Raw genomic sequence first — 15,886 nt, 5'->3', positions numbered from 1 at the left:
ATAATACAAGTGCAGCAAAAACAGGAGTTGCCTCCCCCATGGCGGGAACTCCTGTTTTAATGAAAGGAGAAATCATCATGATCGGAAACATTCACTCTATTGAAACCTTTGGGACTGTAGACGGACCTGGGATACGCTATGTCATCTTCACACAGGGTTGCCTGCTGCGCTGCCAGTTTTGCCATAATGCAGACACTTGGGAGATTGGCACAGGCAAACAGATGTCTGTTTCTGAAATCATTGATGATTTGAAAACCTATCTTCCATTTATTGAAGCATCTGGCGGCGGCATAACTGTAAGCGGTGGTGAGCCACTTTTACAGATTCCTTTTATCACTGAACTTTTTAAGGAGTGCAAAAAGCTCGGAGTGCACACTACTATTGATTCTTCAGGTGGATGTTATTCTACCGCCCCTCTTTTTCAAGAACAGCTGGCAGAGCTATTGAATTACACTGACCTGATTCTATTGGATTTAAAACATATCAATAGGAAAAAACATATTAAACTGACAGGAATGGCCAATGATCATATCTTGGGATTTCGCCCGTTTCTTATCCGACCATCAAGTTCCAGTTTGGGTTCGCCATGTATTGGTCCCTGGAGTCACAAATGAAACTGATGATCTTTCCAAATTAGGCGAGTTTATTGGCACCTTGAATAATGTCCGAAAACTTGAAGTTTTGCCTTATCATAAGCTTGGAGTTTACAAATGGGAGGCATTAGGGCTGGAATACCCTCTTAAAGATGTTGAACCGCCTTCAGACGATGAAGTGGAGAATGCCTATAAGCTACTGACAGCCCATATCGGAGTGAATTAACAGCAGGATACTCTCCTGCTGTTTTTTTCTGCATACTATTTTGATAATTTTTTAGTATCATAGTGGTATTAGTTTTTGTGGAGGTTCTTTATGTATCAACTGTTTACAGAGATCAGCAATTCTTTGAGTGGACCATTTTTCACCCTTGTGAACCAGACTGAACAGATCCCTTTATTAGCAAGCTTCCTATTGGGACTTGTCGGGGCTCTTGCTCCATGCCAGCTGACAGGAAATCTCGGTGCAATTACCTACTACGGCAACAGGAGTCTGCAAACGAAAAGTCAATGGATTGAGATTATGTTTTTCATAATGGGGAAAATATTGGTCTTTACATTGTTAGGCCTTGCCGTCTGGCTAGTTGGTCAGAGCTTCCAGCAGGTCTTGCCTGGTTTCTTCTCCTGGTTCCGCAAACTAATGGGCCCCCTATTCATCCTGATCGGTCTGTCACTTATTGGTCTCTTCGCTTTTACTTGGATCAATCGCTTCACTTCTGTTTTGCCACAGTGGACTGGCAGCGGAAAAACAGGATCTTTTTTAATGGGTGTAAGCTTCTCAATCGCCTTCTGTCCGACAATGTTTTCCTTATTCTTCTTTACCCTTATGCCGATTGTCCTGAGCACATCCTACGGTGCAGTCCTGCCATCTGTTTTTGCCATTGGTACATCCATCCCGCTGATTGTCTTTGCAGCAATCATTTCATACATCGGCTTGAGCGGAGCATTGATGAAAAAAGGGCGCAAGCTGGGGTCAGTGGTACAGAAAATTGCCGGGTACATTTTGGTTGTTGTTGGAGTTTTTGATACGATAACATACTGGGGGTTGTAAATCTTTCGCTGAAAATTGACTAAGGAGTCTTTCTTGACAACTTTGACTCTGTTTCCTGGAAATCTGTCACATTAACGGGGGTTTCTTGACAGCTTTGTCTCCTTTCTCTGAAAAGCTGTCACAATAACAGGCTTTTCTTCATTAAGTCTTTCTTAGTTTTGTTGCTTGCAAATCTAAATTATATGACTGAGTAGTTACCTGTTCTAAAGCAATCAACCTATGAAATTCAGCAATCATATTTTTGTCATCACCAAATAAGATTCTCTAAATCAAAAAGCCATGAACTACTGGTCCATGGCTTTTGGTTCTTATGCAATATTCATATTTTCCTTGTATCCAGGTTCACAGTTGATGCATACATCCTCGTCGTAATCAAGAGTGTTAACATCCTCTGGATTATACTCGATCCCACATAGAGGGCACTCTATCATTTCTTCATGACCATATTCTGCAGCATCTGGTATAGAGTCATTGACCTTGAGTTCTCCCGCCCAAACTCCGCTGATTGTAGACATTTCATTTTCAATATATTCATTCGCTGCTTCTTCTGTTTCCCAGACACCATGGTCCCACAACATTTCGTCAGCGTCACCTGAATTAATCATTAGTCCGTATACTATTTTTTTCATATTGCCACTCCTTTTCGGATTGGGAAGTTTGTTTTATATACATAGCCACTATTCTAATTTTCGAAACCCCCACTATTTGGGAAATGAAACTTTCTACATTTATTTCCGTATATATATGGATTGCTCAGAGTCTAATTTTCAAATATAATTGAACAATGATCGAAAAGAGGTGATAGCATGCTATTGGAAATTTATACTCAGTCCGTTGATGCGACAGCTGTTTATAGTGTTTATTTGACTTTGCTCATCAGCATGTCTATGTCCGTCTTCTGGTTATATCGTGACGCCTCTATTCTCCAATCATGTATATTGCGAATCAGGCTGAAGCCATCCACTTCTGAAACAGCTTTTAATAATAAAGCTGAACTTGGATTGAAGTTTCACCTGCAATTTCTTAAACGAATAAAAATTAAAATTGATCCGGGTGATGAGGACAGTCATTTTTCTCCTTTAGTTGACAACTAGATATAAATAGGAGGAGAAAAATGAAAAAGCTTTTCACCATGATTATTGTTTTACTTATTCCAGCACTATTAACTGGCTGCCAGGCGCTGACAAGCGAGGGATCGTTCTTCCAATCAACATTCATTAACCCCTTCACCTGGCTCATCCATCTATTCGCCGGGATCACAGGCGAAAGCTACGGTCTGGCGATTATTTTGATTACATTGCTCATCAGGCTCGTGTTAATGCCCTTAATGTTAAAACAATACAAAAACCAGCAGAACATGAAAGAAAAGATGGAAGTCCTAAAGCCTGAAATGGATGATATCCAGAAAAAAAATTAAAAGCACTAAGGATCCTGCTGAGCAAAGAAAATTACAGCAGGAAATGATGGGACTCTATCAGAAGCATGGCGTAAATCCCCTTTCTGTAGGCTGTCTGCCAATGCTGGTGCAAATGCCAATATTAATGGGGCTTTATTATGCGATTAGGGGTTCTGCCGAAATCGCCAGCCACTCCTTCCTCTGGTTCAACCTTGGCCATTCTGATATTTGGATTACGGCGGCTGCAGGGCTGATTTACTACCTGCAGTTTAAGGTCTCGATGTCCAATGTAACGGAGGAACAGAAAAAGCAGATGAAGTTCATGGGGCTGATGTCACCAGTCATGATCGTGATGTTTTCATTAAATGCTCCCTCTGCCCTTCCTCTTTACTGGACAGTTGGCGGGATGTTTTTGATTATACAAACATTACTGGCAAGGAAGGTCTATGCGCAAAAAGAAAATCCAATTAAGGTTGAGAACCAAGCTTAATGTTGAAACGCCTGGGGAATTGCTCCCCAGGCGTTTTTAATGAAAATGAATCAACAAATTACATTTCGTGACTTGTCCAGCTCCAGCGTTTTTCGAAACTAACCAAGACGCTACATTTTTCTAAGTGGAATTATATGGTTGACACTAAACTTTTCAACAAGTTATACTTAAATTAATGATATCTGAAGGGAATGGTAAAGAGCCGATGAAATACTAATCTTATTTTCTGCCCCGATTTTTCTTATATGAAAAAACGTGTCGCCCGAAAATAGGATTAGTCTGCTCTTTTAGCCATTCCCAGTCGATTTATAACCTGATCATAGCATGTTGCCTTTTGGGGTAAAAATGCTTGTTTTGTCGCGTTTGAATCTATTGTGAGTGTATTGCAGAACCTTCCGGGTGACACCTGGGAGGTTTTTTTGATGGATAGAATACTCACCTTCATTCAATAGTTACAAAACGAAAGGTGGATTTTTTTATGACAATCATGAAAATAAGAGGTATTCAGAAAAGCTTTCATGAAAAGCAAATATTAAAAAATGCGGAAATTGATATAAATCAAGACAGCCGAATAGGACTGGTCGGCAATAATGGCGCTGGAAAAACTACATTGGTCAATATCCTTTACGGGAGTATCAAACCTGATGAAGGATTAATCGACACTTTTAATAGCAGCCTGAACATTGGCTATCTTAAACAATCTACAGAATTTTCAATTTATAACCTTGAGGACACCTATTCTCTTGCTGAGAGCGGACTCTTTCAGCATTCAAGCCAGTTAGGTCTGAATAAGGGAATTGAATGGTCTGATTGGAGTAAGTTAAGCGGCGGAGAAAAATTGAAAATTTCACTTGCAAGTGTATGGGCAAGCAGGCCAGAATTACTCATACTAGATGAGCCAACAAACCATCTGGACTTGCAAGGTGTTGAGTGGCTGATTGACAAGTTGAAGAATTTTAAAGGAGCTGTAATTGTTATTTCCCATGATCGATACTTCCTCGACAGGACCGTGGAAGAGATTATCGAACTTGAGGATGGCTCAACAAAATTATTCAAAGGTAACTACTCTTCTTATCGGACGGAAAAAGAGAGGTTATATGAAATTCAACTTCATCAATATGAAATACAAGAAAAACACAAACAACAAATTGAACAGCAAATGGCTAATCTTAAGAACTGGTCTGAAAAAGCTCATCGGGATTCGACGAAACAAGGTTCGGCCTCTGAAAGAAGACAAATAGGATACAAGGAATACCATCGAGTGAAAGCAAAGAAAATGGATAATCAAGTAAAGTCGAAGATGAAGCGCTTGAATCAGGAGCTTGAAAAGAGTGAAGTTAAAGCACCAAAGGAGGAAGACAAGGTACGCTTCGAATTTCAGGATAGCCGAAAGAGAGGAAAACGGATTTTAGAAGCCCGCGAGCTTTCAAAATCCTTCACCAGCCGCCGTTTATTTGAAGAAAGTCATTTTTATATGAATCATGGAGAGAGAATGGCGTTGCTAGGACCAAACGGCAGCGGAAAAACAACACTTATTAAAATTTTGCTTGGAGAAGAAACAGCGACATCAGGTGAAGTTTGGATCAGCGAAACGATGAGGATTGGTTATCTTAGCCAGGATGTGTCAGACCTTCCTCTCGATAAAACATCACTGGAATATACAGGGCTTACAGACAGAGAATCAATCGGCAGGGCGAGGACGATTTTTGCTAATATTGGGCTCCCGGAACAAAAGCTAGTGGTCCCAATCGGCACACTCAGCCTTGGCGAAAGGACAAGAATAAAGCTGGTGATGATGCTACTGAAAGAAATTGACTTGCTGATTTTAGACGAACCTACCAATCACCTCGACTTGGCCAGCAGGGAAAGTCTCGAAAAAAACTTTAATGAATTTCCACGGTTCAATAATTATCGTCTCACATGATATATATTTTCAGGAGAAAATCAGCAATAAACTTCTATTGATTGAAAACGGAAAGATTAACAGGAAAGAGTATGGCATGAAGGAATACAACAACCGTACGTCTTCTCCAGTTCCAGACAGTAAGGAAAAAGAAGATCAGTTGATGGTTATCCAAAATGAAATCAACGCCATCATAGGCCGATTGTCTTTCATGGACAAAGGTGAGCCTGGATATGAGCAACTTGACAAGAATCTTTCAGAACTCATGAAAAAGAAGAGAAATCTATCCTAATTTTGCTTTCACAGAAAAATAAAAACTGCACCTGCAGATGTTAGATTGTGTGTCGAACATCTGCTGTGCAGTTCTTCTATAATAATCTCCCAATAATAAGTCCTGCCGCCGCACTCAATAGACCTCCGATATATGTGCTGGCTACATACACAACCACGGCTTTGTTTTCTCGGCTGTTAATCAGCTTGACCAAGTCAACATTCAGTGTTGAAAAAGTGGTGAATGCACCCATGAATCCTGTGGCAGCAAAAAGATATAAATTCCCCTGGATTCCTTGACCAACTATCCAGCCTAGCAGAAAAGAGCCTAAGAGGTTTACAGTGAGAGTAGCGACAGGCAGCACTGATTGGCCTGTTATCATTTGGATAACGAACCTTGAGAGAGCTCCGGCCATACCACCTAATGCAACCAATACAAACCCGATCATTGTAATGCCCCCCCTCCCAAGTCCTGCGCCAAGCTTATAACCTGCCGCCGCAAGGATAAGTCCTCCAACCGCACTGATATGCACATAGAAAATTGCCATCCATATAGTGCCGTTTTCTACCATTACCAGCGTTTCAATGCTGAAGGTTGAAAATGTAGTGAATGATCCTGTAAGACCTGTACCAATGGTTGCCGACAGTACAGGATTCAGTTTTCTTCTTGCTATGATTCGAGCCGTGAACCACCCCAAGAACAATGAACCTCCACAATTGGCTATTAATGTGCCAATCGGGAATCCATTATGTAAAATATCGCTTGTGCCAAGACTGACTAGGTACCTCAAGAGGCTGCCCAGCATTCCCCCAAGCCCTACTCCTAGATATACCAATGAAATAACCTTCCTTTAGCCCTGCTATTTTCGAATCAATTTATCTTGTATCCCTATTTTAATCTGTGTCCACTCTTCTTTAATTATGCTATAAACTACTGTGTCCCTGATATACCCGTCAGCGATTATTCGATGTTTGCGCAAAACACCTTCTCTTTGGGCACCTAGTCGGGCAATCGCATTTTGCGAGCGTACATTCCTTGAATCCGTACAAAATTGAACTCTATTTACTTCCATTTTCTCAAAAGCATATTGGAGCATGAGCAATTTCGTTTCTGTATTCACACTTGTTCTCCAGTAATCAGGACTGTACCATGTCCAGCCAATCTCAAGTGATCTATGCGCTCCTGAAATATCCAGATATCTTGAACTGCCAACTATTTTATTCGATTTCTTATCAAGAATGATAAATGGTATTTGTGTTCCTTTCTCTCTTTCAACCATGGCAGCTTCAATTACCTTTTTCATGTCTTCTTTGCTTCTGACCTTCGAAGATGTAAATTCCCAAATAGACTGGCTTTGCCCGGCTTCCCACAAACCATCAAGCTGACCGGTTTCCATTGGCAACAGTTTGACTGTATCACCTTCCAGTATGATTTTTCTACCCATCTTCCCAACTCCCTATGACCTTATATTCCTTTATCATACCACCTGGTAAGATAGTCTGGGAATTTCTTCTTCAGCAAAAAAGGGATTCTCTAAACGAAAGGCTGCCCGGTTTCCCGGACAGCCTTTGAACTCAATTTACCTCTTCAAAATATTCTTTGTAATAACCGCCAACTTTGCCGGAATTATCAATAATGAAATAAAATTCTTCAGTCTCGTTTTTCACTTCATATACCTTTCCAGATGTCAGCTTGTTATTTACAATGTACTTTTTTGCATCTGTGTGAACGCACTTGAGTGTCTTAACCGTTTCGCGTTCGTGCCAGTTCGTGTGGATCATCATCTGCACTTCCTTTAAATGAGTTTCATACTCTATAGTATAAAGAAAAGATGATGCAATAAGCAATAGTTAGCTGGCATTCGCTTCTTCTCCGGCTATACTCAAACCCCGGACTTCCGATTGATCAAATGTCATTATTTCGCCTGTAATTACATTTTTCAAAGTTATATAACAAACATCACATATTACATCTTTGCGAATATATTGTAAAAAAGAAAAACGTTCATTTTTGTAAATCAATTCATAAAATCCGTTTTTAGTAAATCCATTCATGTTAACCCCTCTTTCCAGGATGCCTTCATCTTGGTGTTTGGCTGTTTCTTTCTATACCACAATCAAGACTTGTATTAAACATCCGGGTAGTAAAGGGAATTTTTCCCTACAAACTGTTCATTGGAGCAATCAGCTCCTTTCCTTCATTTTTGGACGAATTAATCGCGGTGGAAACCGGGTAAGCATCCATTAAGTCTGCATCAAATGGCACCAAGAGCTGTTTAATTTGGTCCGGTTTGGCAAAAGAACTGTCAAGCCATATATCCAGCTTATTTTTGGGAAGAATCACAGGCATTCTGTCGTGAATTTTTTCGGTAACCTGGTTCGGACCAGTTGTGATAATCGTACAGGATGTAATCTCCTTGCCATCCTTTTTCCAATTTTCCCAGAGTCCAGCTAATGCGAAAGGCTGTTTGCTTTTCATACCGAATCGGTATGGCTGTTTTTGTTTCCCCTCTTTTTTCCATTCATAAAATCCATCAGTAAGGATTAGGCAACGCCTCTGCTTAAGTGCATGCTTGAAACTCGCTTTTTCATCTACTGTCTCCGCCCGAGCATTGATCATTCTATAGCCGATTTTTTCGTCCTCCGCCCAGAAAGGAATCAATCCCCACCTCATTTTTTTCCCTGATCTGCCGCTCCCATTATTAATCACCGTCAAGATATCCTGTCCAGGAGCTATATTATATCTGGCATCAAGATCATCCGGGAAATCGAAATGAAATTGTTCCTTCAATGAATCTATGTCCTCAAATAATGAAAACCTTCCACACATGTTCTTTCCTCCACATCATGTCTTTTTACTATATTTCCCGTCCTGTTCAGGAAGTAACATTTTATTCCGTAAAAAAATAAGCCAAGCTACTTTGAGCCTGACTTAACTATATTTTTTCAGCATTCAAGTGCTTTTTCATTTTAAACCTAAGTGCAATATTCGCTGCTACCAGGAATGGAATGATTGATGCTATTGTAAATCCAAGCGCATAACCTGATATACTTTCGTTCAAGACTCGATCGTTTATGCTGAACCCTAGGAAGGTTATACCAATGCCATCCCCATCCACATGGTCTATGACCGACCAAAGCTCAATTCCTTTAATAAGGAATAAAACACTTATGATCGACAGCAGAAAAACCCATAGCCATTTCATACGACTATACCCCCAAGATTCCTAAACCCTAATTTAAGTTCAGGTGTATACACTATATTATAGGGAGTTATGGTAGTAATTAATATAAAGCTGCTGCAGTTGTAACAAAATGTTCAAAATGATGGTCTTAATTTTGTCAAAAAGAATCTATTTGTTTGCAAAATGAAAAAACACTCAAAATGGGAATCTATTTTTCATCAATTCATCTAGCTGCAAAAATGCTTTTTCCACCTCTCCTTTTGGAATTTCCTGATACCGGTCTCCGATGCTCACTTCAAAATAACATGAAAATTACCTAGATCCGTATATATCACTAGCTAGTTGTCCCTCGATATTCTTCAAAAGCATCCTTTAGTACTTGAATGTTTCGTCTGTCAGGGCCTAGCAATGGATATGTTCATTTTTCCAAAGCCTCCTGTAATGAACTACAAAAGATTAAGCCCCTACATTCTGACTATTGATCCGTCCCATCACAATCATATTGTAGAATTTTCCGTCAGAAAGCAGTTTGTCATCCTTCAGTATGCCTTCGACTTCAAACCCAAGCTTTTCATAGAGCCTCCGTGCATTTTCATTGGATTCCATCACAACGAGCGTCATTTTTATAATATCGTTCTCGTCTGCCCACGTAATCGATTCTTGTAAAAGATTTTTGCCGATACCATAGCCCCAGAATTCTTTTATAACACCTACCCCGAACTCTACCTTGTGCCTGAACCTCTTCAAATCATTTCCAGCACACCTCGAAAACCCTATAAGCCTTCCATTCGTTTCAGCCACCAAAAATATGTTTCTATTACCCTCTGTGTCCGTTTTTATAATGGATTGAAAACCATTCGTATCAATGAATGATTCTCCTCGTTCCCTGTCGAGATTTTCAGTTTCCCCATCGATTTGCAATCTTAAATTAGACAAAGCCTCTGCATCAGTTTCAACTGCAGAACGGATTGTATACTTCAAACTCTTAATATTGAACTCTTTTTTAGTGATCAGCATACATGATCCTCCATAAAAATCATTTTAGTTAATTTTAGACATTTAGCGTTATTTTGTATATAGAAAGTAGGTTCAAGACACAGAGAACCAGGATTTCAGAAATCAATGGAAAAACGAATAAAAAAGGATGGAATTCTGAGATTCCATCCACTAACTTTTATACTTTCTTTAGCTCTTCTACAGCTTCCATCGCCTGTTCTCTGAGCTTGAATTTTTGAATTTTCCCTGAAGCGGTCATTGGATAACTTTCAGTGAATTCTATATATCTAGGAATTTTGTGCTTAGATATTTTGCCTTTGAAATAATCCTTGATTTCATCTGCAGAGGCAAGTTCTCCATCCTTTAAAATAATCCACGCCACGACTTCCTCTCCATACACACTGTCCGGTATTCCAACAACCTGGACATCGAGCACTTTCGGGTGTCTGTAAAGGAATTCTTCGATTTCGCGCGGATAGATATTTTCCCCGCCTCTGATGATCATATCCTTTAGTCTGCCGGTTACACGGCAATAGCCGTTTTCATCCATGACTGCCAGGTCCCCTGTGTGGAGCCAGCCTTCTTCATCGATTGCTTCTTTCGTTGCGTCAGGATTCTTATAGTATCCGTCCATTACATGGTAGCCACGTGTGCAAAGTTCTCCCTGGACTCCTCTTGGAACCTCTTCCATCGTGCCTGGCTTGACAATTTTCACCTCAACCTCAGGAAGTGCTTTTCCAACTGTTTCTACCCGCAATTCGAGTGGATCATTCGTCCTCGTCTGGGTTATGACTGGAGACGATTCCGTTTGGCCATAGGCAATTGTTATTTCCGCAGCTCCCATTTTTTCATTTACAGCTTTCATCACTTCAATCGGGCAATTGGAACCAGCCATGATGCCAGTTCTCAAGGAAGACAGATCGTATTTTTCAAATTCCGGGTCGTTCAGCTCGGCAATGAACATAGTTGGAACACCGTGAAGCGCTGTACACTTTTCTTTTTCGACCGTCTCAAGAACTGCCTTTGGACTGAATTCCTGAACCGGCACCATTGTTGCGCCAACAGTGGCACAAGCCAGTGTACCCATGACACAACCGAAGCAATGGAAAAATGGCACGGGAATACAAAGTCTATCTTGGTCTGTAAGCTTCATGGCAGATGCAACATTATACGCGTTATTTACAATATTGCTGTGAGTCAGCATTACTCCCTTCGGAAATCCAGTCGTACCTGAAGTATACTGCATATTAATAACTTCACCCTGCTTCAGCGCTGCCATTTGTTTATCCAGATCTTCCTCGGTCACACCATCGGCCATATCCAGGATATCCTGCCAGCTGTAAGTCCCAGGAAAACGCTTTTCTCCCATTACAATGACATTTTTCAAATAAGGCAGATTGCTGCTTTCAAGCTTGCCTGGCTCGCTCGTTTTCAGTTCTGGAACAATCTCATACACCATGTCAATATATGAAGCGTCTTTAAATTGTTCCATTAATATGATTGTCGTGGAATCTGACTGTTTTAGAAGATATTCCAATTCTGCCGTCCGATAATTTGTGTTGACAGTAACAAGAACTGCACCCATCTTTCCAGTTGCAAACTGGGACACCACCCATTCTGGTGTATTTGAAGACCAGGCAGCTATGTGTTCTCCTTTTTTCACTCCCAGTTTCATCAGTCCCCTGGCAGCTTTCCGGCATAACATATTGAACTCTTTGTAATTCATCCTCAGGTTACGGTCAGCATAAACAACCGCTTCATGATCTGGATATTTCTTGGCTTGAACCTCCAACAATTCACCTACAGTATAAGGCAGCAAATTCTCCAATCTATTAACCTCCTATAACAGTTAAATTATGTAAGCGTTTACCTATAACTATATCACCTTAGTTTGAATATTCAATATTATCGGAATGTATTCCTTCCTTTTTCCTAAAAATAAAAAAAAGCAGGAAAAATTCCCCGCTTCAACATTATTTATCATGCCACATATAAGCTTTTCCGGTTTCCTTTGACACAATCGATATGCCTATAGAAGCGCCATGTCCCGCAGCAATAACGGATTGACTAGAAAGTCCCGCTAACAAGCTCGTAATATAAAGGTTAGGCAGTTTAGTAGTGCCATCGGGGTCAATGCCCAATACCTTTTTAATTTTCCCGCTTGGTACCTTCTCGTTTACTGTCAGTTCGAATCCAAGACTTTCGAGCAACGAAGTTTGCAGGTTCGTGGCTATAACCAAATGCTTTGAAACAAACTCTTTGCCTTCAGTCAAAATAACGGAAAAGCCGTTATCATTCTGTTTGACAGTTTCCACTGTCCCCTCATTCCATTCAGTGCCTGCAGCAAGAGCCTGGTCTTTAATATTTTCGAGGAGTTCAGTACCGGTTATTTCTTTTATACCCGGATAATTAAAAAGTCTTGAAACCTGTTTGATTTGGGATTTCCCTGAGTCGATGACTGCCGTTTTCAATTCGCCCTGTGAAGTGTATATTGCTGTCGATCCACCTGAAATCCCGCCTCCAATCACTAATACATCAAACATTTATACTCCTCCTGATAAATTAAGTAACCTCCCTTTTCCTAAAAAAGGGAGGAAATTTGTTATCAAAATAATTTAGAAATCAAATAAATGACTCCTGCCAGGAGCCAGACGTACGTGGCTGGTCATATAGGGGGAAAGCCCGAAAACTTTCCTTTTCCCTCACTGCCTGTACGCTTTGGTCCGATGCCTCAGGAACCGCCAGCACAATGGTTGTTTTTCTTATTATTTTCCAAATTCTCACCTCACAAGCATTTACGAGTACATTATTAATGATAAAAAGAGGAAAGCATTGCTCTCCTCTTTTTATTTTTAGTGAGTGTGGTGAACTGCGCAGCGGTTAGGGCCGATTTCAAGCTCCATCGCTTCTTCTGCAGTCACTTCTTTTACGCCGCGGTTAATCGCAACAATATCTTCAAAATTTGGTGGTGTTTCGCTGGATGCTGATTGTGCTACATGGTCAACAAACTCTTCAACTGTCTTGCCTTCCATAATTTTATTTTGCTTACGGATCAAACCTAACTGGCTTCCAATGAAACCTTCTTCATTTACTTCGTCATTAAAAGCAGCATAGTGACCAGGCAATACGATAACATCATCCGCAATTTGGGATACTTTGCTATAGACTGTTTCATAAAGGTCTTTTGCCCATTCAGCAGCTTTTCCGCCTAAATCTGGACGGCCAAGACCATTAACAAAAATAGTATCTCCTGAGAATAAAAGTTTATTATTCACAAAGAAAGAAACACTTCCCGGGGTATGACCTGGAGTTTTAACAGCTAACACTTCAAGTGTAATATTCTCAAATTCAATTTTATCATGCTGCTCCAACGCTTCAAAGTCAAATACTGCGCCTTCACTCTTCATCAAATAATATTTAGCGCCAGTGTTGTCAGCCAGCTGTTTGCCTCCGGACAAGTGGTCAGCATGCAAATGTGAATCCACAATATGCGTGATTTTTACATTTTCCTTCATAGCAATTGCAGTGTAACGGTCAGTGAATCTAGATGGGTCAACCACTAGTGCTTCGTTTTCAGATAAGACCATATAAGATAGGCAGCCTTTGCCGACACGGATAAACTGAAGTACTTTAATTTTTTCATCTTTGTATACTTCAACTGGATATAAATATTCGCTCCATGACTTCATTCCGCCAGATAGGTACGAAACGTTAAATCCTGTTTCAGCAAGCATTTCAGCCACCATAACAGAAGATCCTTCCTTAGCACAAATCACCACGATGTCTTTATCTCTAGGAAGCTGATCAACAACTTCTTCTACACCATCAATTAATTCGAAGTAAGGGATATTGAGGTATTCAATATTTTCTCCTTCAACCTTCCAGTCTTCAAAGTCCTTTACATTCCTTACATCAAAAATGAAGAACTCTTTTTTGTTTACAACCCAATCATTTAATTTTTCAGCAGTAATAGCTTGCATACCCATATTATAATTCCTCCCGTTGTAAAAAATGAATATGTTGAGTATCAAATCCCCACCTGATACCCTTATGGGTATATATTATATTTTTCAAAAGTAAAATGCAAGCTTTTTTTGTTAAATAATGTGGCTATGGTGGTTTGGGTAGGGTTCCACTGATAAAAGATTAAAATATTCGTCATTTCGAGGTTAAAGACCCCTTCCAAAACAAGAAAAAATTTCTAATAAAAATTCTTCATAATGGGTTTTCAAATCCTTAATAAACCTTTACAATGAATGAAACTATACAATATAGTTTGAAAATTCAATCCATTCTTACCGAGGAGGAATGCAAATGAAAATTATGAGCAATGAACAGTTGGTGGTCTCGTATCGTGATGCATTAAAGTCGGAAAGTGATAAAGAATGGGCAAAAGTGTTAAAAACAGAAATATCAAAAAGAGGATTAAGGCCATTTAAAAACCGTTAAGCAGATTTACGAAGAATAACTTATTGACCCTGGTGACATAGCCGCTTACTGCCATAATGGCAGTTGAGCGGTTTTTTTGTTCCTTTGATAAATTAGTGTTTCCCCGATTTTGTGAAAAAAAAAGAAACTGCTATGCTGCCACATTATCCTGTGAAAAGTTAACAAAAAATTCACATATCTAATTGTGAGTTTAGCTTAAAATTAGCTTATAGAAAGGAAGTGGACCATGCTACTAAAAGCACGCACTGAATCAATGGAATTAATTGCATTACGGCATTTAAACAGACGAACGGAGTTATCATCGCAGGAAAAGTTTCAGCTTTGGACTATGGAAAAGGGGTTTACTGGAGAAGTATTATTCGACCGGATGACCGAAACCCTCGCGGAAGAAAGGTATATCATCGACGATCTCCTGCTTAAAGTGAATAATTCATATTTCCAGCTGGATAAAGTTATCATTGCCCAGGATGGAGTATATCTGATGGATGTCAAATATCACGAAGGCGATTACTATCTCGAAGACGACAAATTATATTCCATCCGCAATAGTCGTGAATACAAAAACCCCATCATTCAATTGACACGAAGCGAAACCCTTTTCCGGCAGTTGCTGCAAAACCTCAAGATAAATCACCTAGTCCGCGCCTCCGTCATATTCAACAATCCTGAGTTCACCCTATACCATGCCCCAATGGATCAACCAATCATACTACCAACACAGATTAATCGCTTCTTAAAAGAGTTGAACAGTACCCCCTCAAAATTGGATGAAAGCCACAAGAAACTTGCACAAACACTACTCTCCCTGCACCAGGTTAAGAACCCATTCGCTACTCTGCCTGAATATCAATATGAAAAACTGGAAAAGGGAATGCATTGTGCAGAATGCGGGTCTTTGAACACCGAAATCGGTGATTACAACCTCGTCTGCGGAAAGTGCAGTACCCATGAAAGAATAGATAAGGCGATTGTGCGGCATATAGAAGAAATCAAAGTGCTGTTTCCTGGTAAGAAGATCACCACACAAACCGTTTTTGATTGGTGTAATGGGAAAGTTAGTAGGAGGACTTTTTTGAGAGTATTGAAAAAGAACTATAGATCAATCGGAACGACCAAGGATGCTTACTTTGAGTGAATTGATTAAGACTTAGGCTGGATCAGCGGGCGTTTATTAACAGACTGGACTGAATATTAGCTAATTATTGACAGCTTTGGGTTCTGAATCCAGAAACCTGTCACAACAATCACGTTTTCTTGACAGCTTTAAGCTGTACAACCTGAAACCTGTCACAATAATCATGTTTTCTTGACAGCTTTTCGGTCTACAACCTGAAACCTGTCACAACAATCACGTTTTCTTGACAGCTCTGCGCTCTGAAGCCTGAAACCTGTCACAATAATCATGTTTTCTTGACAGCTTTAAGCTGTACAACCTGAAACCTGTCACAATAATCATGTTTTCTTGACAGCTTTAAGCTGTACAACCTGAAACCTGTCACAATAATCATGTTTTCTTGACAGCTTTAGGCTCTACAACCTGAAACCTGTCACAA

17 protein-coding genes and 2 pseudogenes are annotated in these 15,886 nt (G+C 40.0%); 8 read left to right on the top strand and 11 right to left on the bottom strand.

Annotated elements, in window-relative coordinates:
• Positions 1-77 precede the first annotated feature (77 nt).
• Positions 78-819: pseudogene (gene pflA, locus LC048_RS08030) on the top strand (pyruvate formate-lyase-activating protein).
• A 90-nt stretch (positions 820-909) separates the two neighbouring features.
• Positions 910-1,644: an urease accessory protein UreH domain-containing protein gene (locus tag LC048_RS08025; protein WP_226604588.1), complete on the top strand. Its 735-nt coding sequence runs from the start codon at positions 910-912 to the stop codon at positions 1,642-1,644.
• 308 nt (positions 1,645-1,952) lie between these two features.
• On the opposite strand, the gene LC048_RS08020 is transcribed toward LC048_RS08025, so the two are convergent.
• Positions 1,953-2,273: a hypothetical protein gene (locus LC048_RS08020; RefSeq protein ID WP_226604591.1), complete on the bottom strand. Its 321-nt coding sequence runs from the start codon at positions 2,271-2,273 to the stop codon at positions 1,953-1,955.
• A gap of 177 nt (positions 2,274-2,450) precedes the next feature.
• On the opposite strand from LC048_RS08020, the gene LC048_RS08015 reads away from it, so the two are divergent.
• The 4 genes and pseudogenes from LC048_RS08015 to LC048_RS08000 all read left to right on the top strand — a co-directional run bounded on the left by LC048_RS08015 (position 2,451) and on the right by LC048_RS08000 (position 5,725).
• On the top strand, positions 2,451-2,738 hold the full coding sequence (locus LC048_RS08015; RefSeq protein ID WP_226604594.1) for a hypothetical protein: 288 nt from the start codon (positions 2,451-2,453) through the stop codon (positions 2,736-2,738).
• 20 nt (positions 2,739-2,758) lie between these two features.
• A pseudogene (yidC, locus tag LC048_RS08010) lies at positions 2,759-3,530 on the top strand (membrane protein insertase YidC).
• A gap of 478 nt (positions 3,531-4,008) precedes the next feature.
• The gene (gene abc-f, locus LC048_RS08005; protein ID WP_306049931.1) at positions 4,009-5,454 is read left to right on the top strand and encodes a ribosomal protection-like ABC-F family protein; all 1,446 of its coding nucleotides are present in this window, start codon (positions 4,009-4,011) and stop codon (positions 5,452-5,454) included.
• Positions 5,455-5,491: 37 nt separating this feature from the next.
• Complete coding sequence (locus tag LC048_RS08000; RefSeq protein WP_306049929.1) at positions 5,492-5,725, top strand: hypothetical protein; 234 nt, start codon at positions 5,492-5,494, stop codon at positions 5,723-5,725.
• Between the two features lie 76 nt (positions 5,726-5,801).
• Here LC048_RS08000 and LC048_RS07995 read toward each other — a convergent pair whose 3' ends face one another.
• The 10 genes from LC048_RS07995 to LC048_RS07950 form a co-directional block, all read right to left on the bottom strand.
• A complete protein-coding gene (locus LC048_RS07995) occupies positions 5,802-6,539 on the bottom strand; it encodes a fluoride efflux transporter FluC (RefSeq protein ID WP_306049927.1) in 738 nt (245 codons plus the stop codon).
• Between the two features lie 24 nt (positions 6,540-6,563).
• On the bottom strand, positions 6,564-7,148 hold the full coding sequence (locus LC048_RS07990) for a GNAT family N-acetyltransferase (RefSeq protein ID WP_306049925.1): 585 nt from the start codon (positions 7,146-7,148) through the stop codon (positions 6,564-6,566).
• A 130-nt stretch (positions 7,149-7,278) separates the two neighbouring features.
• Complete coding sequence (locus LC048_RS07985; RefSeq protein WP_226604646.1) at positions 7,279-7,485, bottom strand: DUF6501 family protein; 207 nt, start codon at positions 7,483-7,485, stop codon at positions 7,279-7,281.
• 69 nt (positions 7,486-7,554) lie between these two features.
• Positions 7,555-7,758, bottom strand: a complete 204-nt coding sequence (locus tag LC048_RS07980; protein ID WP_226604609.1) for a hypothetical protein — start codon at positions 7,756-7,758, stop codon at positions 7,555-7,557.
• 106 nt (positions 7,759-7,864) lie between these two features.
• Positions 7,865-8,533 (bottom strand): SOS response-associated peptidase, encoded by a 669-nt coding sequence (locus tag LC048_RS07975; RefSeq protein ID WP_226604611.1) that lies wholly within the window; start codon positions 8,531-8,533, stop codon positions 7,865-7,867.
• A 106-nt stretch (positions 8,534-8,639) separates the two neighbouring features.
• Positions 8,640-8,909 carry a hypothetical protein gene (locus LC048_RS07970; protein ID WP_226604613.1) on the bottom strand — a complete coding sequence of 90 codons (270 nt, stop codon included), beginning with the start codon at positions 8,907-8,909 and terminating at the stop codon, positions 8,640-8,642.
• A 435-nt stretch (positions 8,910-9,344) separates the two neighbouring features.
• Complete coding sequence (locus LC048_RS07965) at positions 9,345-9,905, bottom strand: GNAT family N-acetyltransferase (protein WP_226604615.1); 561 nt, start codon at positions 9,903-9,905, stop codon at positions 9,345-9,347.
• Between the two features lie 157 nt (positions 9,906-10,062).
• A complete protein-coding gene (locus tag LC048_RS07960; protein WP_226604648.1) occupies positions 10,063-11,703 on the bottom strand; it encodes an AMP-binding protein in 1,641 nt (546 codons plus the stop codon).
• Positions 11,704-11,857: 154 nt separating this feature from the next.
• Entirely contained in the window at positions 11,858-12,427 is a 570-nt protein-coding gene (locus tag LC048_RS07955) for a pyridine nucleotide-disulfide oxidoreductase (protein WP_226604618.1), read from the bottom strand.
• Between the two features lie 309 nt (positions 12,428-12,736).
• The gene (locus tag LC048_RS07950) at positions 12,737-13,870 is read right to left on the bottom strand and encodes an MBL fold metallo-hydrolase (RefSeq protein ID WP_226604620.1); all 1,134 of its coding nucleotides are present in this window, start codon (positions 13,868-13,870) and stop codon (positions 12,737-12,739) included.
• A gap of 328 nt (positions 13,871-14,198) precedes the next feature.
• On the opposite strand from LC048_RS07950, the gene sda reads away from it, so the two are divergent.
• Together sda and LC048_RS07940 are read left to right on the top strand one after the other, a co-directional pair.
• Positions 14,199-14,333: a sporulation histidine kinase inhibitor Sda gene (gene sda, locus LC048_RS07945; RefSeq protein WP_023627756.1), complete on the top strand. Its 135-nt coding sequence runs from the start codon at positions 14,199-14,201 to the stop codon at positions 14,331-14,333.
• Positions 14,334-14,559: 226 nt separating this feature from the next.
• Positions 14,560-15,468: a nuclease-related domain-containing protein gene (locus LC048_RS07940; protein ID WP_226604623.1), complete on the top strand. Its 909-nt coding sequence runs from the start codon at positions 14,560-14,562 to the stop codon at positions 15,466-15,468.
• The last annotated feature ends 418 nt before the right edge of the window (positions 15,469-15,886 follow it).

The organism is Mesobacillus subterraneus (genome assembly GCF_020524355.2).
In the GTDB taxonomy this organism is placed as follows: domain Bacteria; phylum Bacillota; class Bacilli; order Bacillales; family Cytobacillaceae; genus Mesobacillus; species Mesobacillus subterraneus_C.
Note: the sequence above shows the minus strand (reverse complement) of the source record. Positions and strands in the feature narration are given on the sequence as shown.